This window comes from Streptococcus sp. Marseille-Q0941 (assembly GCF_943736975.1).
Taxonomy (GTDB): Bacteria; Bacillota; Bacilli; order Lactobacillales; family Streptococcaceae; genus Streptococcus.
In genome coordinates, this window is sequence record NZ_CALSFO010000003.1 from 364,033 (window position 1) to 387,395 (window position 23,363).

Below are 23,363 nucleotides of genomic sequence, written 5' to 3' on the forward strand. Positions count from 1 at the left end.
AGTTATGGTATACTAGTTTCAGAAAAGGATGTTAAAGAATCTATGTCAAAAGAAATCGATATCGAATATTACCACCAATTAGCATTACAAAAGCAAAAAGAACATCGGAAATTTCTTGGAAATTTAAAAAAGAAAGCTCCTAAAAATTTAGATAAAATTGCGCTTGAAATCCATCAAGAGGTTTTTGAAGAAATTGATTGTACAGCCTGTGCCAACTGCTGCAAGAGCCTTGGACCAGATTTTAAAGAAGCAGATATCACACGCATTGCCAAGTATTTTAAAATGAAATTACCAGCCTTCGAAGACGAATTTCTACAGGTGGATGAAGACGGTGATAAGATCTTTAAGTCAATGCCATGCCCATTTCTCGGTGGTGATAATCTATGCTCTATATATGATGTTCGTCCCAAGGCTTGTAGAGAGTTTCCACATACTGACCGTAAAAAGATTTATCAAATCAATAACTTGACTATCAAAAACACTCTAACCTGTCCTGCAGCCTATCTCTTCGTTGAGAAATTAAGAGATAAAATCGAGTGAATATCCTATTTTATATTAAATTTTATCCTCAAGTGCACTGGTTATTTGAGGTTTTTTTGTATATTTATTAACCTAGATTATTTGTTGCTATATAGAAGAAACAGCTTCTTATATTAAAATTTCTTAAACTTTTTCTTAAATAAAACTGACATAAGGTATCTTCAAGCGATATTCTGTATAGTTATACAACCACTAAGAAAGGAGTACCGGTATGAACTATATAGTAATTCCAGCTTATCAACCTGATAATAAACTTATCAAACTCATCGAAAAAATCCATGAAAAGAGTGATTTTCATATCCTAGTTATTGACGACGGTAGTTCATCAAAGTGTCAAACTATCTTTGATAAAGCAGAAGAATATGCTACGGTACTCCGTCACCATGTGAACCAAGGTAAAGGCCAAGCACTTAAAACGACCTTTGCTTATATTCAAGAACAAAATAGCTATGGAACGGTCGTAACAGCTGACGCAGATGGTCAGCATAAAATTTGGGATATTTTCCGTGCGGCTAATAAAGCTTCTGAAAATCCTAACAAACTAATCTTAGGTGTGCGTGCCTTCACAGGTAAAGTACCTCTTCGTAGCCGTTTTGGAAATAGCTTAACAAAAGCACTCTTTAAACTGCAAACAGGAGTAGGAGTAACAGATACACAAACAGGGCTCCGTGCTTTTACAACTAATCTCATTCCTTTTATGTTGAAAATAGAAGGAAATCGTTACGAATATGAAATGAACATGTTACTCGAAGCAAGCAAAGAATATCAAATTTTAGAAGTTCCAATTGAAACAGTTTATATCAACGATAATGAGGCATCACACTTTCGTCCAATTCGAGATGGATTGATGATTTATAAAAATATTTTTAAATTTGCCTTGTCGTCTCTCAGTAGTTTTGTTGTAGATTACCTTGTCTACGCTATTGCAATCTTGGTTTTACCAACAGTTCCGACGAGTTTTCGAATTTTCCTAGCTAACGGACTAGCCCGTGTGACCAGCTTTATTTTTAACTACTCTACAAATAAAAAACTAGTCCTTAAAAACGACGATAGCCTTGCTAAGACAGGAATAGGATACTCTGCTTATTCGTCTATTCTTTACTGTATTTGGTATTAATCTCCTAATTTCTAAGATTATTGTCGGTATTCTTCTCTTTGTGGTCTCATGGACTGTTCAGAAGAAATTCATCTTTAAAGTAAGGACATCTACTGTACTATGAAATTTTTAAAGAAACGATATGCTTATGCCTCGGTTCTCAGTTTACTCTTGACAGGGTCCTTTAGTTACTCTATGCTGAAAACCTTTGTATTAGCTGAGACGATTTCAACAGTGACAACAACTAACACTAGTGCAAATACAGCCACAGCAAGCAAAGCTGCTAAAACAGCAACAGTAACTGACTCAAGTTATAAGGATGACAATATTTCTATCAATTTGTCAGAAACGACGGTGAATAACACCCAGGTATACGTTGCTGATGTCACAGTAAGTTCATCAGACTATCTAAAAAAAAACTCATTTGGAACAAACGCAACAGCTAAAACATCTGTAACTGCTGCAGATAATAACGCAATTCTAGCAGTTAATGGTGACTATTACGGCGCCAACTCTTCCGGTTATGTAATCCGTAATGGAGTTGTCTATCGTGATACTGTCCGTGAAAATTCTAATAATGGTGATTTAGCTATTTATAAAGACGGCTCTTTCAAGATTATTTACGAAGATCAGATTACTGCTGAGCAACTTGTCAATGACGGGGTTGTTAATCTCTTAGCTTTTGGACCAGCCTTGGTCGAAAATGGTGAAATTACTGTTGATACCAATACAGAAGTTGGACAAGCAATGGCATCAAATCCTCGTACAGCGATTGGAATTATTGATGAGAACCACTATATTATTGTAGTTTCTGACGGACGTACCTCTGAAAGTAAAGGTCTCTCTTTGTACCAGCTAGCTGAAGTTATGAAATCATACGGTGTTAAAACAGCTTATAATCTTGATGGTGGTGGATCCTCTACACTTTACTTCAACGGTCAGGTTGTCAATAAGCCAACGACTGGTGGAAATAAAATTTCAGAAAGGGCGGTGAGTGATATTGTCTACATCGATTATTAATCCTAGCAAGAAACGCTTTAAAAAAACAGTTATTTCTTATACTCAAATTACGATTTTCTTCTTTATCCTTTCTAGAATTTATGAAGCATTCAGTTTCGGTGAGAGTTCTGTTCATATGCATTATTTATTTACGGTACCTCTTGTAGGAGGAATACTACTAACAGTGTTTCTTAAAGTTTTTCCTCAGTTTTCTCGTATGAGTCTCAATTTATGGAATTCGGCAGTAGCGATTCTAACAACAGGAACACTATTCCTAGGCATTGTCAATTTATCTGGTCGTTCAACGACACTTGATGCCCTTTACTGGTATGTCGGTATCGGATTTGTTATCCTAACTCTTCTATCGATAGTTATAAATCCTATTCGAATAAAGAAGAAAGGCAGAACAGTGGAAGTTTAGATCTATTATAAAAAGTAGTCGTTCATATCATGTTCGACTACTTTTTAGGGCTTTTATTTCTAGAATGTTTTAATCATATTACAACTTTCTTTCTTCTTAAAGATGTTACTTCTATATTTGAAATTATAATGTATAATGAAATAGATAATTACCGTCTTTGAAACGACAACCAAAAAGTATAAAATATAGGGATTATAAAGTTGAAAGGATAAAATAATGAAAAAAATACTGCTAGCAAGTACAGTTGTTCTTTCCATGGCAGGAATTTCAAAAACAACAGTATTAGCGAAAGAAAACCATGCTACAAACAAAGTACAAAATTCAGAAAAAACTGTAGCAAATGAAACGAATAAGGAAGCGAAAGAGAAAAAGCAATCTCAAGGTCAAGAGAAAGGCAAGAAAGAGAATCAAAACGAAAGACACGATCAGACAGAAAAAGATTCTTCTCAATCGATACAGAAGCAAGAAACAGCCGTGACCAAGGATAATTCTTCAACAGAAAAAATTACTGAGGAGATCAACAAAGAAGGTTGGCAAAAAGAGAATGGTCAATGGCGTTATTATGAAAGTAAAAAGGCTGTTACGAATTGGAAAAAAATAGCTGGTCATTGGTATTATTTTAACCAAGATGGTACCATGCTTAGCAATACAGTCTATGATGACTACCTCTTTAACAAAAGCGGTGCTATGGTTGAAACTTCTTGGGTGAAAATAGATGAGAAGTGGTACTATGCAACTGACTCAGGAAAGATTATCCGTAATAAATGGGAAAAGATTAACGGTTCTTGGTATCGTTTCGATGAAACGGGTGCCATGTTAAGTAAAACCATTTATAATGACTACCTTCTTCAGACTAGTGGAGCTATGCATGAAAAGGGTTGGGTAAAAATGGATGAGAAGTGGTACTATGCAACTGACTCAGGAAAAATCATCCGCGATAAATGGGAAAAGATCAACGGTTCTTGGTATCGTTTCGATGAAACGGGTGCCATGTTAAGCAAAACCATTTATAATGACTACCTTCTAAAATCTAGCGGTGCCATGGCTGAAAAAGATTGGGTAAAAATGGATGAAAAGTGGTACTATGCAACTGATTCAGGAAAAATCATCCGCGATAAATGGGAAAAGATCAACGGTTCTTGGTATCTTTTTGACAAAGATGGGGTCATGCTGAGTAGTCAATGGAAAGATAAGTACTACCTAAAAGAGAGTGGTGCCATGGCTCAAAGTGAATGGTTCTTTGATAAAAAGTACAATAGTTGGTTCTACTTAAAATCTGATGGGACTTATGCTGAAAATCAATGGCAAGGATCCTACTATCTCAAATCATATGGCTATATGGCTAAGAATGAGTGGATTTTTGATAAATCTTACAATGCTTGGTACTATCTCAAAGAAGACGGCGTATACGCTACTGGGACTCTGAAAATCAATAGTAAAAATTATAGCTTTGAAAATAATGGGAAATGGATTTCTAATCCATCTAGCTATTATAAAGTAAAACCAATCACAGCCTATGTTTATAGTGCTTCTGGAGCTAGACTTAGCTATATTTCTCAAGGTACTATCGTTGCGGTTTCTGACACAGAGTCTCAAGGAGACAGAATACCTGTTAAAATTTCTGGTCTTTCAGGCTTTATGAATAGGAGTGACCTGGTAGCTGTTAACACCAATAATGAGTTTATCCCTCATTACACAAGTGACGGGCGTTACATTTACCATAAATTATCGCCTTATACAAGTATTCGTGTAGCACCTCATAGTTCATCTATGGCTATTGGTACAAAATACTATTCAACAGATGGCATTAACTTTGATAATTTTAAAGTGGAGAATCCATTCCTCTATAGGGACCTAAGAAAGCCAACAAATTATACCGCAGCTGAACTCGATAAAGTTTATTCTCTAATGAATATTAACGGAAGTCGTCTTGCAGGTAAAGGAGCTGTCTTTAAGGAAGCGGAAAAACGTTATCAGGTGAACGCACTCTATCTAATGGCTCACAGTGCCTTAGAAAGCGCCTGGGGACGTAGTCAGATTGCAAAAGATAAGAATAACTTCTTTGGTATTGCAGCCTACGATACAACTCCTTATGATTCTGCAAAGAGTTTTGATAATGTTGACAAAGGAATATTGGGGGCAGCAAAATGGATTCGAGAGAATTATATTGATGAAGGTAGAACTCATCTTGGTAATAAATCATCTGGGATGAACGTTTTATACGCTTCTGATCCATACTGGGGTGAGAAAATAGCAAGTATCATGATGACCATCAATAGCAAACTTGGTGAAAAGGACTAAAATTCTTTATGATCGATAACTAAACAAAACTAGTTATCGATTTTTTTATCTAAAGCATGCAAAAAGGATTTACTTTTTAAAAGTAAATCCTTTTTAAAGACTAATCAAACCTAATTTTTAAACTAGAATTAGTCTTTTTTTGATTTATGTAGAAATGCTACCAAAATAATTGATGAAATTAAAGTTACAAAACAAATGATCGTAACTAATGTTCCTTTACCTTTTCCGGTTTTAGGAAGTCCGGGTTTTTCTTCGGTTGTAGTTCCTGAAGTTGTAGGTGCTTCAGTAGTGGTTGTTGAAGTCGTAGTTGCTTCAGTCGTAGTTGTTGTAGTTGTTTCTTCTTTTGGATTCACAATCGTTTTAGTTACTGAATGATCAGCTCCAAAATCTTCAACATTAACTACAGTATCAGCATCTTTAATAACGAACCCAGCAGGAGTTTCTGTTTCTGTCAAGATATATTTATCTTTTAATAATGCATTAACAGTAATTTTACCATTTTCATCTGTTTCGTATTCACCTATCACTTGATTGTTGGCTTCACGTACTACTTTAAATTTAGCACCTTTAAGCGGTTGATTCTCATTATTAACTTTATGGATATTGATTGAGTAAACATAACCAACACCAGCACCACCAGCACCACCAGCAATTTGAACTGCAACAGCATTGGTTACTTCTTTAACAACAACACCTTTACCTTTTAATGTAGCGTCATTCTTCAATAATTCGCCATCAACGGGTTGGTAGTTTAATCGAACATCATAATCGATTCGGTATTGATCCGCTTCAGTAATATCTCCTAAATCAATAACAAAAGATTGTCCATCTTCAGCGACTGTAACTTTATGTTGATCTGTAACATCAACACGGTCAGAGAATTGCCATTCTCCATCTACAAATGCAAGTTTACCTTTGATAACCTTAATGCTATCTTTTACGTAAGAAGCATTTGTAAATTTCAAGTGATCTTCAATTGTTACACTCTTGATGTTTTGTTTTGTACGATTGACTGAAATAGTGTATTGAACCTCTTTTCGGTCATTCTCATTAACCCAACTAGTCTTTGATAAAATTGTGGATCTCCATCTCCGATACCTTTAAATGTAATCTTCCCGGCAGGTTTTGTTTCTTTATTAATCGTAATCTCAATTGGAATTTCTCCTTGTTGAGGGTGTTTTTTGAAATCGACACGAGCATAGAAGAAGAAAGATCCTTGAGTATCTGAGTGTTTTTCAACATAATCATTATAAGTTAAAGTAATGGACTTGTTATCAGCACTTAGTTTTGCATGTGCAATCACCTCGTTTGTATTGATATCCTTGATTTCAATATTATCAGAGTTAATCATTAGAGCATCAGGCACCATAATTATCGTTTGATCTCCTGCCTTAACATTTTTTCCGGTTAAATTAAAATCTACATTAAGACGGAATGTAGCCCATTGTTTTAATTCCCAGTCTAGAACTCCGCCTTCATTATTTGATACCTTAACATTTTGGATTGTATCTACGAATTTTCTAGTTACTGAAACCTCAGGAGTTTAAGCAAATGTCTTATTCAAACTAAATACGAAAATAGTCAGTCGTTAATACGCATATCAAAAATGAAAAAATACTAAACTTTTTCTTTTTGTTCATCATATACATCCTTCTTATAAATTAAGATAGTTTCTAAATATAATATAAAGTAGCGTCAATCAGAAACTGAAAGACGAGTTAGTCATATAGGTTAATTTTATAGACAAACCTTAACCAAGCCTCATCCTAGTCTAACACTAAAACTCCCCTATAACGTGAATTATATCACAATAAAGAGTGTAGGGAAATGTTAATATAAAAAAGTAGGAAATTTCCGATAAATTCTTAAAAAGAATAAGAAAATTGTTCATTTTTTACAAACTTTTAAAAAAATTAAACCTACATTGAGTTAAAATTTAGTTAGAATAGGAATTAAGTCTTAGAAATAAGATGTTCAATATGATATACTTAGAGCTAAGGATTGTGAAGGCGTTTTAACAATCATTATTTAGAAACTTTAGGATACTATTCTTATGACTTATAAATTTTTACTCTTCGACCTCGACCACACCTTGCTTGATTTTGATGCTGCAGAGGATGTGGCTCTGACACAACTTCTTAAAGAAGAAGGAGTTACGGATATTCAAGCCTACAAAGATTATTACGTTCCTATGAACAAGGCTCTCTGGAAGGATTTAGAGCTAAAGAAAATTACAAAACAGGAATTAGTGAATACACGATTTTCAAAATTGTTTGAGCATTTTGGGATCGAGAAAGATGGTACCTATTTAGCCAATCGCTATCAGTTTTATTTAGCTCAACAGGGACAGGTGTTTTCTGGTGCTATAGAACTCTTAGATGCCCTTATTGATCGTGGTTATGAACTCTACGCAGCGACAAATGGGATAACTACCATTCAGACAGGTCGTTTGGCTTAATCGGGTTTGGCACCCTATTTCAACCAAGTATTCATTTCTGAACAATTGCAAACTCAAAAACCGGATGCACAATTCTATGAAAGAATAGGAGCTCGTATCCCTAACTTTAATAAAAAATATGCCCTTATGATTGGTGATTCTTTATCGGCTGATATTCAGGGTGGGAATAATGCAGGAATTGATACTGTCTGGTACAATCCTCAACATTTAGAAAATAAGACGCAAGCCCAGTCGACTTACGAAGTCCATTCTTACCAAGATTTACTGGATTGTTTGGGAAAACTTTAAAGATGCTAAAATAAAATTAAATAAAAGGTGCATAAAATTATGGGAACATGGGATGCAACGATATTTGGAAATGATACTTCCTTAGATATTAAAGAAGATTTTTTTGAGAGATACAATCGAGGTGAAGATGTAAATACAATCAAAAATGACTTGACATCGGATTTATACGATGACGATAGATATAATGTCTTGTTCGCTCTGGCACATTGTATGTGGGAAGTTGGGCAATTAGATGATGGATTCTTACTTGAAATCAAAGAGATTATTGATAAAAAGGAAGATTTAGCTCTTGCCCAAGAATTAGATGCAGATAGTAAATTTTTAAAACAGAGGAGTGCACATCTAGATAAGTTTTTAGAAAAGATAAGTGTCAAAAAAGAAAAGCCCAAAAAGAGAATTGCTCCGCCTGTTCCTGTAGAAAGTAAATATAGGAACGGTGCTGTGATGGTGTTTCAGTATGAGGATGGTATCTACGGTTCATTGATAGCAGTAGACGGAGCTTTCTTTGATAAGGAAACTTATTATGCTTATCTGCAGACTGATATTAAAATAACCAGAAAACCCACCATGGAAGATGTACGATCAGCAAGGATTCTCGATCCAAGTTTTCATAGTGCAGAATTCAATTCATTTCGAGACTCGAGATATTACTATACCTTTGTAAATTGCTTTTCAGGCTATTTAAAAAGTACAGAAACTAAAAGATTTGAAAAATACAATGATAGTGTTTTTGAAATTATAGGCTATCTTTCAGATTGGGGGAGCTGCTGTAGCGCGGCTTCTGGAGGATTTGATTACTATAAACCAAAATCAATTGATGAGTTTAAGGCAAGCATTGCAAAGGAATTGAATAAAAGATATCATGAAAATCTTAATACTCGAACTGAAATGAATGTTGATGACATCGACAAAGAATTTATTCTTTCTAATACCAGAAAAGGTGTTGAATAAAGGCTCTTTAGTATAGATTATTTATAAAAACTTCTCGGATGTTTATAGATACTGTAAAAAGTGGTTTAGATAGCCACTTTTTGCTATAATAGAGGCAGTGAAAACAAAGGAGAAGACGATGGAACACTCATCTTGGCATGAATTGATTAAGCAAGAACTTCCTGAAGGGTATTTTACTCAGATTAATCACTTTATGGACCGGGTTTATGCTCAAGAAACGGTTTATCCGCCTAAGGAAAAAGTTTTTCAGGCTCTTTTGACAACTCCTCTAGAAGAGGTTAAGGTGGTGATTCTAGGGCAAGATCCCTATCACGGACCAGGTCAGGCGCAGGGCTTGAGTTTTTCTGTACCTAACTCTATTCCAGCACCTCCATCCTTGCAAAATATCTTGAAAGAATTAGCAGATGATATTGGAGTTAAGGAATCCCATGATTTGACAACTTGGGCTGAGCAAGGAGTCTTACTTCTCAATGCTTGCTTAACCGTTCCTGCTGGTCAGGCCAATGGTCATGCTGGTCTGATATGGGAGCCTTTTACGGATGCAGTGATTCAGGTCGTCAATAATCTTGATAGACCTGTGGTTTTTGTACTCTGGGGAGCTTACGCACGTAAGAAAAAAACACTGGTGACCAATCCTCAGCACTTGACCATCGAATCAGCCCATCCCAGTCCGTTATCTGTTTACAGAGGATTTTGGGGTTCTAAGCCTTTTTCCAAGGCCAATGCATTCTTAACAGAGACAGGACAAGAGCCAATCGATTGGCTTAGATAAGGAGAGAATATGCCTCAATTAGCGACGATTTGTTACATTGATAATGGAAAAGAGTTACTCATGCTTCATCGCAATAAGAAACCTAATGATGTGCATGAAGGAAAATGGATAGGTGTCGGTGGAAAGTTAGAACGCGGAGAAACTCCACAAGAATGTGCTGCTCGTGAAATTTTAGAAGAAACTGGGTTAAAAGCCAAACCTGTTCTAAAAGGAGTTATCACCTTTCCAGAGTTTACACCAGACTTAGACTGGTACACCTACGTATTTAAGGTGACAGAATTTGAAGGAGAATTGATTGACTGTAATGAAGGGACCTTAGAATGGGTTCCTTATGATGAGGTTTTGAGTAAACCAACCTGGGAAGGTGACCACACCTTTGTTGAGTGGTTGTTAGAAGATAAACCATTCTTTTCAGCTAAGTTTGTCTATGATGGCGATGAATTGTTAGATACCCAAGTGGATTTTTACGAGTAAAGGAGTATAGTTATGTTACTAATCAAAAATGGTCGAGTCATGGATCCTAAGTCTGGCTTGGACCAAGTGTGTGATGTCTTGGTAGATGAAGGGAAAATTATTCAAATTGCTCCTCAAATTAACGTAGATGGAGCAGAGGTCATTGATGCTACGGGTCTTGTTGTTTCTCCCGGTTTGGTAGATATCCACGTTCATTTCCGTGAGCCTGGTCAAACTCACAAGGAAGATATCCATACAGGAGCCCTTGCAGCTGCTGCAGGTGGATTTACAACTGTCGTAATGATGGCCAATACAAATCCAACCATCTCAGATGTTGAGACTTTGCAGGAAGTTCTTCAATCTGCGGCAAAGGAAAAAATTAATGTTAAATCTGTAGCAACGATTACCAGGAACTTTAATGGCAAAGACTTGACTGACTTTAAGGGGCTTTTAGAAGCTGGTGCTGTTGGTTTTTCAGATGATGGTATTCCTCTTGAAAGTAGTAAAGTAGTTAAAGAAGCTATGGAAGAGGCTAAAAAACTTAACACCTTTATCAGTCTGCACGAAGAAGATCCTGGTCTGAATGGTACGCTAGGTTTTAATGAAAATATTGCTAAAGAACACTTCCATATTTGTGGCGCTACAGGAGTTGCAGAGTATGCAATGATTGCACGTGATGTCATGATTGCCTATGCAACAAAAGCCCATGTTCATATCCAGCACTTATCCAAGGAAGAAAGTGTTAAGGTTGTGGAGTTCGCTCAAGGTTTAGGAGCAAATGTAACTGCAGAAGTAGCACCGCAACATTTCTCTAAAACTGAAGCTCTTCTCTTGACCCAAGGAAGCAATGCAAAAATGAACCCACCTTTACGATTGGAGTCAGACCGCCGTGCAGTTATTGAAGGGCTCAAGTCAGGTGTCATTTCTGTCATTGCGACTGACCACGCGCCTCACCATGCTGATGAAAAGAATGTCGAAGATATTACCAAAGCTCCATCAGGTATGACAGGTTTAGAAACTTCATTGTCACTCGGTTTAACTTACTTAGTCGAAGCTGGTGAGCTAAGCTTGATGGAATTATTAGAAAAAATGACAGTAAACCCAGCTAAATTGTATCATTTTGAAGCAGGTTATTTGGCTGAAAATGGTCCAGCTGATATTACCATTTTCGATGATAAAGCTGATCGTATCGTAGGCTCACATTTTGCTTCTAAAGCATCTAATTCACCATTTATCGGTGAAACTTTAAAAGGGCAGATAAAATACACCATCTGTAATGGACAGATTATTTATAAAAACTAGTTTTAATCTGCTCTTTCAAATCATTAACTAGAGAGACTGTATGTATCCAACCCACAATTTTAAAGATAAATTTATCTTATTTCTTAAGATTTTCTTTCCAATTTTAGTTTATCAATTTGCCAATTATTCAGCTTCCTTTGTCGATACGACCATGACTGGCCAGTATAATACGATTGATTTGGCTGGAGTATCCATGGCGACTAGTTTGTGGAATCCCTTTTTTACCTTTTTAACGGGGATTGTTTCAGCCCTAGTCCCTATCGTTGGCCATCATTTAGGAAGGGGAAAGAAAGAGGAAGTGTCTTCTGACTTTTATCAATTTCTTTATCTTTCACTTGGCTTATCCATTTTTCTTTTTGTTCTAGTCTTTATTGCTGCTCCGCTGGTTCTAAGCAATATGGGGTTAGAACCGGCAGTGGCAGATATTGCTATTCGTTATCTATGGTTTTTGTCAATCGGAATCATTCCACTCTTACTCTTTAGTGTCATTCGTTCATTACTGGACGCGCTGGGGCTGACCAAGTTATCCATGTATCTGATGCTTCTTTTACTCCCTTTAAATAGCGGTTTTAACTATTTATTGATTTATGGTGCCTTTGGTTTTCCTGAGTTGGGAGGAGCAGGAGCAGGTCTTGGTACATCTTTGGCTTATTGGGCTTTATTGCTAATCTCTATATTCGTTCTTCTTAAACAAGAAAAACTAAAAGAACTACATTTAGAGAATCGATTACCTTTAGACAGGAATAAAATAAAAGAAGCGATAAAACTAGGATTACCTATTGGTGGAACTGTATTTGCAGAGGTTGCTATTTTTTCAGCAGTGGGATTGATTATGGCGAAGTTTTCATCATTGATAATAGCTAGTCATCAGTCTGCCATGAACTTTTCATCTCTCATGTACGCTTTTCCTATGAGTATTTCAACAGCAATGGCTATTGTTGTTTCTTACGAAGTTGGTGCTAAACGTCTAGAGGATGCTAAGAAATACATAAAAATTGGACGACTATCCGCTATGGCATTCGCAATTTTAACACTTTCTTTTCTGTATGTTTTTAGAGAAAATATTGCCAGTCTCTATGGTCATGATCCAGAGTTCATTCAACTAACTGCTAGTTTTATGACCTATAGCTTATTTTTCCAGTTAGCTGATACATTTGCAGCACCATTACAAGGTATATTACGCGGTTACAAAGACACAGTCATCCCTTTCTATCTGGGACTCTTGGGATACTGGGGAGTTGCGATACCTCTGGGTTTACTCCTAGATTACTCAACAGATCTCGATGCCTATTCCTACTGGATAGGACTTATTGTAAGTTTAGTAGTCAGCGGGCTACTGTATCAACGGCGTTTACAAGTTATTATGAAAAGATTCAAATAATTTGTTGAAAATATCTTTGAAAATCAGTTTGTGAAATAGTTGTTTTATGTAAAGAAAAGTCTTGATTTCATTGACTTTTCTTTTTTAATATTGTGAAAAATTATTAAGCATAATCGTTGACTCTAGTTAACCTATAAGTTAAAATAGAACTATAAGAAATTAAACTTAGAAAGGCAAGATTATGTCAACTTTAGATAAAAATCTTTTGCTTGAGATGTTCCGTAAGATGGAAGAAATTCGTCGTATGGACTTAAAAATTGCTCAATTAGTAAAAAAAGGTAAAGTGCCCGGAATGACGCACTTTTCTGTTGGTGAGGAAGCAGCAAACGTTGGGGCTATGTTAGCTCTTAACGAAGATGACCTCATCACCTCAAACCACCGTGGTCACGGACAAGCCATTGCTAAAGGAATCGACCTTAATGGGATGATGGCTGAAATCCTTGGTAAATATACTGGAACTTGTAAAGGTAAAGGTGGATCTATGCATATCGCCGACCTAGATGCAGGTAACCTTGGTGCCAACGGTATCGTAGGTGGTGGTATGGGGATTGCTGTAGGGGCTGCCCTTACCCAACAAATGAAAAACACTGGTAAAATCGTTGTCTGCTTCTTTGGTGATGGCGCAACAAATGAAGGTGTATTCCACGAGGCTGTTAATATGGCCTCTATCTGGAATCTACCAGTTATTTTCTACTGTATCAATAACGGTTATGGAATCTCTGCTGATATTAAGAAAATGACAAATGTCAAGCATATCCATGAGCGTAGTGCTGCTTACGGTATTCCTGGAATGTTTATCGAAGACGGTAATAATGTTATCGATGTCTACGAAGGATTTAAGAAAGCAGTTGACCATGTTCGTTCTGGTAAAGGTCCTGTCTTGATTGAAAGTGTCACCTATCGCTGGCTTGGTCACTCGTCATCTGACCCTGGTAAATATCGTACACGTGAAGAAGTCGATGAGTGGAAAGAAAAAGATCCAATCGAAAACCTCCGCAAGTACCTTGTAGCAAATAATATTGCTAGTGCAGAAGAACTCGAAGAAATTCAGGCTCAAGTCAAGGAAGCAGTGGAAGCATCTGTTAAGTTTGCAGAAGAAAGTCCATTCCCTCCACTTGAATCAGCATTTGAAGATATTTACGCAGACTAAGGAGAAGTAGAGAAATATGGAAACAAAATTAATGTCTTTCCGCGATACCATTATCCTTGCAATGTCTGAGGAAATGCGTCGCGACGAAAATGTACTCTTGATGGGTGAAGATGTCGGTGTCTTTGGTGGAGACTTTGGTACATCTGTAGGGATGCTTGAAGAATTTGGGCCAGAGCGTGTTCGTGACTGTCCTATTTCTGAAGCAGCTATTTCTGGTGCAGCTGCTGGTGCTGCTATGACTGGACTTCGCCCAATCGTTGATATGACTTTCATGGACTTTTCTGTTATTGCCATGGATAATATTGTTAACCAAGCAGCTAAAACCCGTTACATGTTTGGTGGTAAAGGTCAAGTTCCTATTACAATCCGCTGTGCCGCTGGTAATGGGGTAGGTTCTGCAGCACAACACTCACAATCATTGGAATCTTGGTTCACTCACATTCCTGGATTGAAAGTTGTTGCTCCAGGTACGCCTACTGATATGAAGGGACTTCTTAAGTCTTCTATCCGAGACAACAACCCTGTTATCATTCTTGAATACAAATCGGAATTTAACCAGAAAGGTGAAGTACCAGTAGATCCTGACTATACCATTCCACTTGGTGTTGGTGAAATTAAACGCGAAGGAACAGATGTAACTGTCGTAACATACGGAAAAATGCTTCGTCGTGTTATGCAAGCAGCTGAAGAGTTGGCTGAAGAAGGAATCTCAGTAGAGGTAGTAGACCCACGTACCTTGGTTCCACTTGATAAGGATATCATTATTAACTCAGTCAAGAAGACTGGTAAGGTTGTTCTGGTCAACGACGCCCACAAAACAAGTGGATTTATCGGTGAAATCTCAGCGATTATCTCTGAATCAGAAGCATTTGATTACTTGGATGCCCCAATCCGTCGTTGTGCAGGAGAAGATGTGCCAATGCCTTACGCACAAAACCTTGAAAATGCGATGATTCCAACGGTTGAAAGCATCAAAGATGCAATCCGTAAAACTCATAACAAACAGTAATACATAACATAAATTATGTAACATGTATCAATTTAGACGAAGAAACTTTGTATCTAGTGATGCAAAGTTCTCTGCGTCCTTGATATCTTAGATTAGAGCACGGGCTAAAAGCTTGGAAAAAAGATAAATCACCTTGACTTCATCGAAGTCTGCGTTGATTTCCTATTTTTCGGTCGCTTTTAAACGCCCTTAGTATCTTATAATAGAATAGGAGAGGTCATGGCTGATGATAAGCTAAGAGCGACTCCTGCAGCTAGAAAATTAGCGGATGATTTAGGAATTAATCTCTACGATGTTTCTGGCTCAGGCGCAAACGGTCGTGTCCACAAAGAAGACGTGGAAACATTTAAAGACACTAATGTGGTTCGCATTTCGCCACTCGCAAAACGAATTGCCCTTGAACATAACATTGCATGGCAAGAAATCCAAGGAACTGGTCATCGTGGTAAGATTATGAAGAAGGATGTTTTAGCTTTCCTTCCTGAAAATATCGAGAACGAGACAATCAAGTCACCTGCTCAAATCGAGAAAGTTGAAGAAGTTCCAGATAACGTAACACCTTATGGAGAAATCGAGCGTATTCCAATGACACCGATGCGTAAGGTTATCGCTCAACGTATGGTTGAGTCTTACTTGACTGCACCAACCTTTACGCTTAACTACGATGTCGATATGTCTGAAATGCTTGCCCTTCGTAAGAAAGTTCTAGAACCAATCATGGAAGCAACCGGTAAGAAAATTACAGTTACAGACTTGCTTTCACTTGCGGTTGTTAAGACTCTGATGAAACACCCATACATCAACGCTTCGTTAACGGAAGATGGTAAAACCATTATCACTCACAACTACGTCAACCTTGCGATGGCAGTTGGAATGGATAATGGATTGATGACACCAGTTGTTTATAATGCTGAAAAAATGAGCTTGTCTGAGTTGGTTGTTGCCTTCAAAGACGTCATTGGACGTACTTTGGATGGTAAACTAGCTCCAAGTGAATTGCAAAATTCAACCTTCACCATCAGTAACTTGGGAATGTTTGGGGTTCAATCGTTTGGTCCAATCATCAATCAACCAAACTCAGCCATCCTGGGGGTTAGCTCAACAGTTGAGAAACCAGTTGTAGTAAATGGTGAAATTGTGATTCGTCCAATTATGAGTCTTGGTTTAACAATTGACCACCGTGTCGTAGATGGTATGGCTGGTGCTAAGTTTATGAAAGACTTGAAAGCTTTGATTGAAAACCCAATCTCAATGTTGGTTTAAAGAGTTTATTTTTAGAAATATAGATAAAGGAAGTAAGATATGGCCTTAGAAGTAATTATGCCAAAAGCCGGCGTGGATATGACAGAAGGACAAATCGTCCAATGGAATAAAAAAGTCGGAGAATTTGTAAAAGAAGGAGAAATCCTTTTGGAAATCATGACTGACAAAGTCAGCATGGAATTGGAAGCAGAAGAAGACGGTTACTTGATCGCTATCCTGAAAGGGGACGGCGAGACTGTTCCTGTTACTGAAGTTATCGGTTATCTTGGTGAAGAAGGGGAAAATATCCCAACAGCTGGAGCAGCTGCACCAGAAGCTAGTCCAGCACCTGCAGCAAGTGCTTCGAACGATGATGGTAAGAGCGATGATGCTTACGATATCGTTGTTATTGGTGGCGGACCTGCTGGTTATGTTTCTGCCATTAAAGCAGCTCAATTAGGTGGTAAGGTTGCTCTTGTTGAGAAATCTGAACTTGGTGGAACTTGCTTAAACCGTGGATGTATCCCAACTAAGACTTACCTTCACAACGCTGAAATCATTGAAAATATCGGTCATGCAGCAAATCGTGGTATCGTAATTGAAAATCCTAATTTCACAGTTGATATGGAGAAACTTTTAGAAACGAAATCTAAAGTTGTCAATACCCTTGTAGGTGGTGTGGCAGGACTTCTTCGTAGCTATGGAGTTGATGTTCATAAAGGTATCGGTACTATTACTAAAGATAAGAATGTCTTAGTAAATGGTTCTGAATTGCTTGAAACTAAGAAGATCATCCTTGCTGGTGGTTCAAAAGTCAGCAAGATCAATGTTCCTGGTATGGAATCTTCACTCGTGATGACAAGTGACGACATTCTTGAAATGAACGAAGTTCCAGAAAGCCTTGTGATTATCGGTGGTGGTGTTGTCGGTATCGAACTCGGTCAGGCCTTCATGACATTTGGTTCAAAAGTAACGGTTATCGAAATGATGGACCGTATCGTTCCAGCTATGGATGCTGAAGTATCTAAAAACCTTCGTTTGATTCTTGAACGTAAAGGTATGACTATCTTGACAGGTACTAAACTGCAAGAAATCATTGAAGAAGATGGCAAACTCCGCATCAAAGTTGAAGGAAAAGATGATATCATCGCAAATAAAGCACTTCTTTCAATCGGTCGTGTTCCAGACCTTGAAGGAATCGGAGAAGTTGAGTTTGAGTTAGACCGTGGTCGTATCAAGGTTAACGAGTACATGGAAACTTCTGTTCCTGGTATTTATGCACCAGGTGATATCAACGGTACTAAGATGTTGGCTCACGCAGCCTTCCGTATGGGTGAAGTTGCCGCTGAAAATGCGCTTAAAGGAAATCACGTCGTAGCAAAACTCAACTTGACTCCTGCAGCTATCTACACACTTCCAGAAGTAGCAGCGGTTGGTTTAACTGAAGAACAAGCACGTGAAAAATATGATGTCCAAATCGGTAAATTTAACTTTGCTGCAAACGGACGCGCAATTGCATCAGATGCAGCTCAAGGATTTGTTAAAGTTATTGCAGACAAGAAATATGGTGAAGTTCTTGGGGTTCACATCATTGGTCCAGCAGCAGCTGAATTGATCAACGAAGCGTCAAGCATCATCGAAATGGAAATCACTGTAGAAGAAATGCTGAAGACAATCCACGGACACCCAACATATTCTGAAGTTATGTACGAAGCATTCGCGGATGTTCTTGGAATGGCTATCCATTCACCTAAGAAAAAATAAACAAGTCTCTCAATAAAATTTTCTTAAAGTAGTACGGACGGCAGCGACCTCTATTAGAGTTCCATGCCTAAAAATTGAGCCTCTTGTCTCAATTTTTCCGAGAAATGTAACGATATCTCGTTACATTTCTTTTTACCACTTTAGAAAATTGGATTTCTATGAACAGAATTTAAAAACTAATTTTTGGGAAATACTATGAAATACATTATCAATCATTCAAACGACACTGCTTTTAATATTGCTTTAGAGGAATACGCTTTTAAGCATCTTCTTGATGAAGATCAAATCTTCCTTCTTTGGATTAACAAACCATCTATCATTGTTGGTCGTCACCAGAACACTATCGAAGAAATCAACCGTGATTATGTTCGCGAAAATGGTATTGAGGTAGTCCGCCGTATCAGTGGTGGTGGAGCTGTTTACCATGATTTGAACAACCTTAACTATACCATCATTTCAAAAGAAGATGAAAACAAGGCCTTTGACTTCAAGAGCTTCTCTACTCCAGTTATCAATACTTTGGCCGAACTTGGTGTTAAAGCTGAATTTACAGGCCGTAACGACTTAGAGATCGACGGTAAGAAATTCTGTGGAAATGCACAAGCCTATATCAATGGCCGCATTATGCACCATGGTTGCCTTCTCTTTGACGTTGATTTGTCTGTCCTTGCTAATGCACTTAAAGTATCTAAGGATAAGTTCGAGTCTAAAGGTGTTAAATCAGTTCGTGCACGCGTGACCAACATCATTGATGAATTGCCAGAAAAGATTACTGTTGAACAATTCCGTGATCTACTTTTGGAATACATGAAAAAAGAATACCCTGAAATGACTGAGTATGTATTATCAGATGAAGAATTGGCTGAAATCAATCGTATCAAAGATACTAAGTTTGCAACTTGGGACTGGAACTATGGGAAATCACCTGAATATAACGTTCGCCGTGGTACTAAATTCCCAAGCGGTAAGGTTGAAATCTTTGCAAATGTTATTGAATCAAAAATTCAAGACATCAAGATTTATGGTGACTTCTTTGGTATCGAAGACGTTGCAGCAGTAGAAGATCTCCTTCGTGGTGTCAAATATGAACGCGAAGACGTTCTCAAAGCCCTTCAAACCATTAACTTAGGTCGTTATTTCGCAGGAATCACTGCAGAAGAAATTGCTGAGGCAGTGGTGGAATAAAGTAAAAGATATCCATGTTAAATGGATATCATTTATCTTAAACTTGATATTCAAAAATAATGAGACTAGAATATAAAGGAAATCTAAAAAAGGGGATCATATCCGATAATGAAAGTTCCAGTTGAAAATCTCGGTCTATTTGAACAGTTAGATCGTATAGTAGTACCTTTTTTTAGGAAGCAACAAGCTTCCAGTCCTTATGATTTAAATATCAGTATCACACAAGAACACCTTGACCAGAAAAAGCAAGAGCTGGAACCATTAGGCTATCAAGCTGTCCAACTACCATTAGGAATGGCTTTAGATAATGTCATCCAGCAACCTTATTATACAAACTTAATCATTGGTGGGCTTGCTCCCGACGAAATTATGGTCAGCAAAGAAGAATTAATGCCTTTGAAAGATATCGTAGATAGTTTTTGTATTATGTACGCTACAGTGAATAACAGACTGGAAAATAGTAAGGCTTATGAATTAATGAAAGATAAGACGGTTTATTTTATTGGTAAACTATTTACAGATTTTCCAAAAGCTGGTGATGACATTGCTTATTTAGGAATTGATCGAATAGCGAGCGATGGTACACAATATGAAGCAGTTAAATGCTTTCTAACGGAGGAGAGTGCAGAGAAGTACAACGGTGAAAACAAACCTGTTACCTCTGCAAACTTGGCCTATCTAAAATCATTCTGGGGAAAATCATTCATTATTGAGCCACACCGTAATTATTGGATCGAATTTTTATAAAAAGAATAAAAGAGCGTATGATTCTATCAAAGATTTGCGCTCTTTTTCTAACAGAAATAAATTACATAATTTATATTATGTATCTAATAAACTATCCAAGGCATTTTTCTGTTCGTCGTTTACGATATGGGTATACAAGTCCGTTACCTGAGTGCTGGCATGTCCTAGTTGATGGCTGACCAAAACTTGAGATTTGGTAGCATCATAGAGACGAGTTGCAAGAGTATGGCGAAGCTTATGGGGTGTTACACGGACTTTGAAGTCTTCTGAATACTTGGCCACCATCTTTTCGACACTAGAAGCATCAATCCGATTCGGAACACCTCGATACAAGGTTAAGAAGAGGGCTGTATCAGTTTTTTCTGTCTTATAACGTTTGTCTCGAATAGCAAGATATTGTTCTAAATAAGGCTTAGCAAAGGCAGCAACATTAACCGAGTCTCGTTTTCCACCTTTTCGAGTGACGTCAATCACCATCATCTTAAGATTGAGGTCACGTAGGTCTAAATTGACCGCCTCAGAGAGACGGACACCAGAGGCAAGAAGAAGTGCTATAATTGCTAAATCTCGCTCTTTATTCTTATTAAAGGAAGATAAGGCGCGATTTGAGAGTATTTTAGGGTATTCCTGGTCGATATAGTTCAGGAAACCTTCTGTCTCGTCATCTAAAAAAAGCTTTTGCTTGATATTTTCAGCTCGAGCAGCTAAGGTTTCTTTCTTTTTCTTGGTTGCAACCTTCTTCATGACATTACGGTAGAAATAAGGTTCCCCTTGCTCATTTTCAACTTCCTCAGTCAAATACTTATAAAGACTAGAAAGTGCAGAAAGGGTACGGTTAATGGTAGTTTGAGAAACCCCATTTTTAGTCGTATTGGCATTGAGCAGGGGACGTTCACGCAAATATAGAATAAAGGATTCCATGTCTTTCTTGGTCATGTGCTCCAGAACCTCTAAAGGGATATTGGCCATGGTGTCAGCATCTGATATACCAGATTCCAAAACCCAGGTGAAAAATCGATCGTATTCCTTTAAGTATTCGTATAAGGTTGTAAAACTGTATGGAACGGCCAGTTTCGATTGGTAATATTCTAATACATACCAGGGCATGACTTGTTTGAGTTTATCAATACGTTCTAATAAGTTCTCACGTTTCATGTTTTTCTCCAAATCTTTCTATACTAGTAGTATAGCATAGCCAGATATATTTTTCAAGAAAATTATAGTTTTTCGGAAAGATGATATATGAGCTTTTAAAGAAAGGAATAAAATAGAAAAAAGACTCAGATCTATGAAATACAGAGCTAAGTCTTTAGAGTTTCTATTGTGAATCATTATCTAGTGCTCTTTCTAGTTTCCAAATACTAAGCCAGAATGAAATAGTCAGCAGAATAAGGAAAATAAAAAAGAGATTATCAGTAACGATACTTCTGTTCATTCTACATAACTGAAGAGCCATATAAGGAGCTATGGGATACAAAATACATTGCATACATAATGGAAATCATTTTCTTTTTCATGATTTTTAATCTTACTGCATAGATTAAATACAGTAAACTCCTTTCTAGTTTTTATGCTTTATTATTCCTAACTTAATTATAGTCTTATTTTTTACAAAGTTCAATTATTTGTATGTGAAATACCTTATCAGTAAGAAATAACCGATCTCATTGCTGAGAATCGGTTTTCTAATGTAATTTATTAAGAAATCCAGAATTCAAAATACATAACATAATTTATGTAAAAAACCAATCCTACAACAGCAAATCTTTCACTTTTCCAATCTCACTTTTTGGAATAACGAGATGAATCATATCTCCCAGATACATTTTTGTTGAACCGTTAACCGTCTTACGTTTTCCGTTATGAACTTGTGTTGTGATCAGTACGTTATGTGGTAAATTGAGTTCATGTACTTGCTTACCTGCTATTTTATCAGAAACAGGAATTTCAATAAGAGTAACTTCTCCGTCGTCACTTGCGGTTTCCGGTAACATTTTCTCCAGCATAGCTTCATATACAGGCGCTCCTTTGAGCAAATCCATAACGATGTAAGCAACAAGAGTTACCATCCCTAGAGGCATGAGATTACGGATATCTCCGACCATTTCGGTCACAAGTATCATAGATGTCAATGGTGCCTTTGATATAGCCCCAAAATAGCCGCTCATTCCAAGGATAACAAAGATAGGAAATTGCTGCTGGGTAATGAGCCCAAGATTGACACAAATGACGCCAACTAGAGCACCCAGTAAGGAACCTAAGGCTAAAATTGGTAAGAAAATACCACCTGGCAGTCCACTTCCGTAACTAATCATGCTCCAGATAAAGCGAATGATAAAGTAAACTAAGAGAATTTGAAAACTATAATCTTGTTCCGTTAAGGATAAGACAACTTGATTGCCCCCTCCAAGTATCTGAGGTAGGAAAACACCGATTGGAATGATAAGGATAAAGGCGATAATTGGATAATAAGCCTTATCCAGATGAATCTTTTGACCAATCCAATCATATACTTTTCCAATATTTAGAACAGCTTTCTCATAAACAAAACCTGATAACCCAAGAAAAATGCCCATAAGCAGATAAATCCAATACTGGCTCAAACTCATAAGAGGGATATTATCAGGCATATCAAGCACAGGTGTTAAGCCAAAGATGAGAAGAGAAACGAAGTTTGCTACGAGACTAGCAGCCAAGGTAGAAACCCAGAAGAATCGTGAAAAATGGTGATAGACTTCTTCTACTACAAATAATAACCCCGCAATCGGTGCATTAAAGGCTGCAGCAAGTCCAGCAGCAGCTCCGCTAGCAATTAAAGAACGCTCCTCAACAGGGCTAGACTTGAGCCATTTAGCAATTCCTTTTCCTCCAGCGGCACCTAGCTGAATACTGGGACCTTCACGACCGAGCATAAGCCCACTTGCAATAGCCAAGATACCTAGAATGTATTTCTTCCAGAGGACACTCCACCAATTGAGAGACATGAGACCTTTTAACTCCGCTTCAACTTGAGGAATACCAGATCCTTTGATATCTTTCTCTGACGTCGTTAATTTAGCACTAAGCCAGCTGATAAAAAGATAAAGAAGGAAAATGATCACTAGATTCCGTATCAGATTCTCCTGATCTTGATAAAGATTTTGTACCAAGTGGAATCCTTTTTCAATCAAAAAACGAAAAGAACCTACAATAAGTCCCACCACTAGTCCAACAATGATCCCACGTCCTACTTGAGAAAGGATCGTACTTGATGCAAAGGCAAATTCTTTCTTGGAACTAAGGGCTTCCGACTGCTTCTCCATAG

The 23,363-nt window shown here is 37.4% G+C and carries 17 protein-coding genes and 3 pseudogenes; 17 read left to right on the forward strand and 3 right to left on the reverse strand.

The features are described 5' to 3' along the window. The first annotated feature begins 42 nt into the window (after positions 1-42). The 5 genes and pseudogenes from NGI26_RS03660 to NGI26_RS03680 all read left to right on the forward strand — a co-directional run bounded on the left by NGI26_RS03660 (position 43) and on the right by NGI26_RS03680 (position 5,357). A complete protein-coding gene (locus NGI26_RS03660; protein WP_006152239.1) occupies positions 43-540 on the forward strand; it encodes a YkgJ family cysteine cluster protein in 498 nt (165 codons plus the stop codon). Between the two features lie 211 nt (positions 541-751). Further along, positions 752-1,760, forward strand: a pseudogene (locus NGI26_RS03665) (glycosyltransferase). After that, the gene (locus NGI26_RS03670; RefSeq protein WP_251936099.1) at positions 1,757-2,656 is read left to right on the forward strand and encodes a phosphodiester glycosidase family protein; all 900 of its coding nucleotides are present in this window, start codon (positions 1,757-1,759) and stop codon (positions 2,654-2,656) included. The pseudogene NGI26_RS03665 and the gene NGI26_RS03670 overlap by 4 nt, the downstream one beginning before the upstream one ends. Beyond that, positions 2,631-3,056 (forward strand): hypothetical protein, encoded by a 426-nt coding sequence (locus NGI26_RS03675; protein WP_251936101.1) that lies wholly within the window; start codon positions 2,631-2,633, stop codon positions 3,054-3,056. Before NGI26_RS03670 ends, NGI26_RS03675 begins: the two co-directional genes overlap by 26 nt. Positions 3,057-3,272: 216 nt before the next feature. Next, positions 3,273-5,357 carry a glucosaminidase domain-containing protein gene (locus NGI26_RS03680; RefSeq protein WP_251936110.1) on the forward strand — a complete coding sequence of 695 codons (2,085 nt, stop codon included), beginning with the start codon at positions 3,273-3,275 and terminating at the stop codon, positions 5,355-5,357. 128 nt (positions 5,358-5,485) lie between these two features. Here the strand turns inward: NGI26_RS03680 and NGI26_RS03685 are convergent. Then, a pseudogene (locus NGI26_RS03685) lies at positions 5,486-6,997 on the reverse strand (Ig-like domain-containing protein). Between the two features lie 413 nt (positions 6,998-7,410). Here NGI26_RS03685 and pynA point away from each other — a divergent pair. The 12 genes and pseudogenes from pynA to NGI26_RS03745 all read left to right on the forward strand — a co-directional run bounded on the left by pynA (position 7,411) and on the right by NGI26_RS03745 (position 20,059). Beyond that, positions 7,411-8,103, forward strand: a pseudogene (gene pynA / locus NGI26_RS03690) (pyrimidine 5'-nucleotidase PynA). A gap of 39 nt (positions 8,104-8,142) precedes the next feature. Continuing rightward, positions 8,143-9,054 carry a hypothetical protein gene (locus NGI26_RS03695; protein WP_251936112.1) on the forward strand — a complete coding sequence of 304 codons (912 nt, stop codon included), beginning with the start codon at positions 8,143-8,145 and terminating at the stop codon, positions 9,052-9,054. A 118-nt stretch (positions 9,055-9,172) separates the two neighbouring features. Continuing rightward, positions 9,173-9,826: a uracil-DNA glycosylase gene (locus tag NGI26_RS03700; protein WP_251936114.1), complete on the forward strand. Its 654-nt coding sequence runs from the start codon at positions 9,173-9,175 to the stop codon at positions 9,824-9,826. 9 nt (positions 9,827-9,835) lie between these two features. Then, entirely contained in the window at positions 9,836-10,300 is a 465-nt protein-coding gene (locus NGI26_RS03705; protein ID WP_251936116.1) for an NUDIX hydrolase, read from the forward strand. 12 nt (positions 10,301-10,312) lie between these two features. Beyond that, positions 10,313-11,581 (forward strand): dihydroorotase, encoded by a 1,269-nt coding sequence (locus tag NGI26_RS03710; RefSeq protein WP_251936118.1) that lies wholly within the window; start codon positions 10,313-10,315, stop codon positions 11,579-11,581. 40 nt (positions 11,582-11,621) lie between these two features. Beyond that, the gene (locus NGI26_RS03715; RefSeq protein WP_251936131.1) at positions 11,622-12,962 is read left to right on the forward strand and encodes an MATE family efflux transporter; all 1,341 of its coding nucleotides are present in this window, start codon (positions 11,622-11,624) and stop codon (positions 12,960-12,962) included. 181 nt (positions 12,963-13,143) lie between these two features. Beyond that, complete coding sequence (locus tag NGI26_RS03720; protein ID WP_251936133.1) at positions 13,144-14,112, forward strand: thiamine pyrophosphate-dependent dehydrogenase E1 component subunit alpha; 969 nt, start codon at positions 13,144-13,146, stop codon at positions 14,110-14,112. Between the two features lie 16 nt (positions 14,113-14,128). Further along, positions 14,129-15,121, forward strand: a complete 993-nt coding sequence (locus NGI26_RS03725; RefSeq protein ID WP_251936135.1) for an alpha-ketoacid dehydrogenase subunit beta — start codon at positions 14,129-14,131, stop codon at positions 15,119-15,121. A 219-nt stretch (positions 15,122-15,340) separates the two neighbouring features. Beyond that, on the forward strand, positions 15,341-16,384 hold the full coding sequence (locus NGI26_RS03730) for a dihydrolipoamide acetyltransferase (RefSeq protein WP_251936137.1): 1,044 nt from the start codon (positions 15,341-15,343) through the stop codon (positions 16,382-16,384). A gap of 39 nt (positions 16,385-16,423) precedes the next feature. Further along, positions 16,424-18,127, forward strand: a complete 1,704-nt coding sequence (gene lpdA, locus NGI26_RS03735) for a dihydrolipoyl dehydrogenase (protein WP_251936142.1) — start codon at positions 16,424-16,426, stop codon at positions 18,125-18,127. 195 nt (positions 18,128-18,322) lie between these two features. Then, entirely contained in the window at positions 18,323-19,312 is a 990-nt protein-coding gene (lplA, locus tag NGI26_RS03740) for a lipoate--protein ligase (RefSeq protein ID WP_251936154.1), read from the forward strand. 105 nt (positions 19,313-19,417) lie between these two features. After that, positions 19,418-20,059, forward strand: coding sequence for a hypothetical protein (locus NGI26_RS03745; RefSeq protein WP_251937176.1), 642 nt, complete (start codon positions 19,418-19,420; stop codon positions 20,057-20,059). 75 nt (positions 20,060-20,134) lie between these two features. On the opposite strand, the gene xerS is transcribed toward NGI26_RS03745, so the two are convergent. Both xerS and NGI26_RS03755 read right to left on the reverse strand, forming a co-directional pair. After that, positions 20,135-21,214 carry a tyrosine recombinase XerS gene (gene xerS / locus NGI26_RS03750; protein ID WP_251936172.1) on the reverse strand — a complete coding sequence of 360 codons (1,080 nt, stop codon included), beginning with the start codon at positions 21,212-21,214 and terminating at the stop codon, positions 20,135-20,137. A 596-nt stretch (positions 21,215-21,810) separates the two neighbouring features. Next, positions 21,811-23,361: a ClC family H(+)/Cl(-) exchange transporter gene (locus tag NGI26_RS03755; protein ID WP_251936175.1), complete on the reverse strand. Its 1,551-nt coding sequence runs from the start codon at positions 23,359-23,361 to the stop codon at positions 21,811-21,813. Between the last annotated feature and the right edge of the window lie 2 nt (positions 23,362-23,363).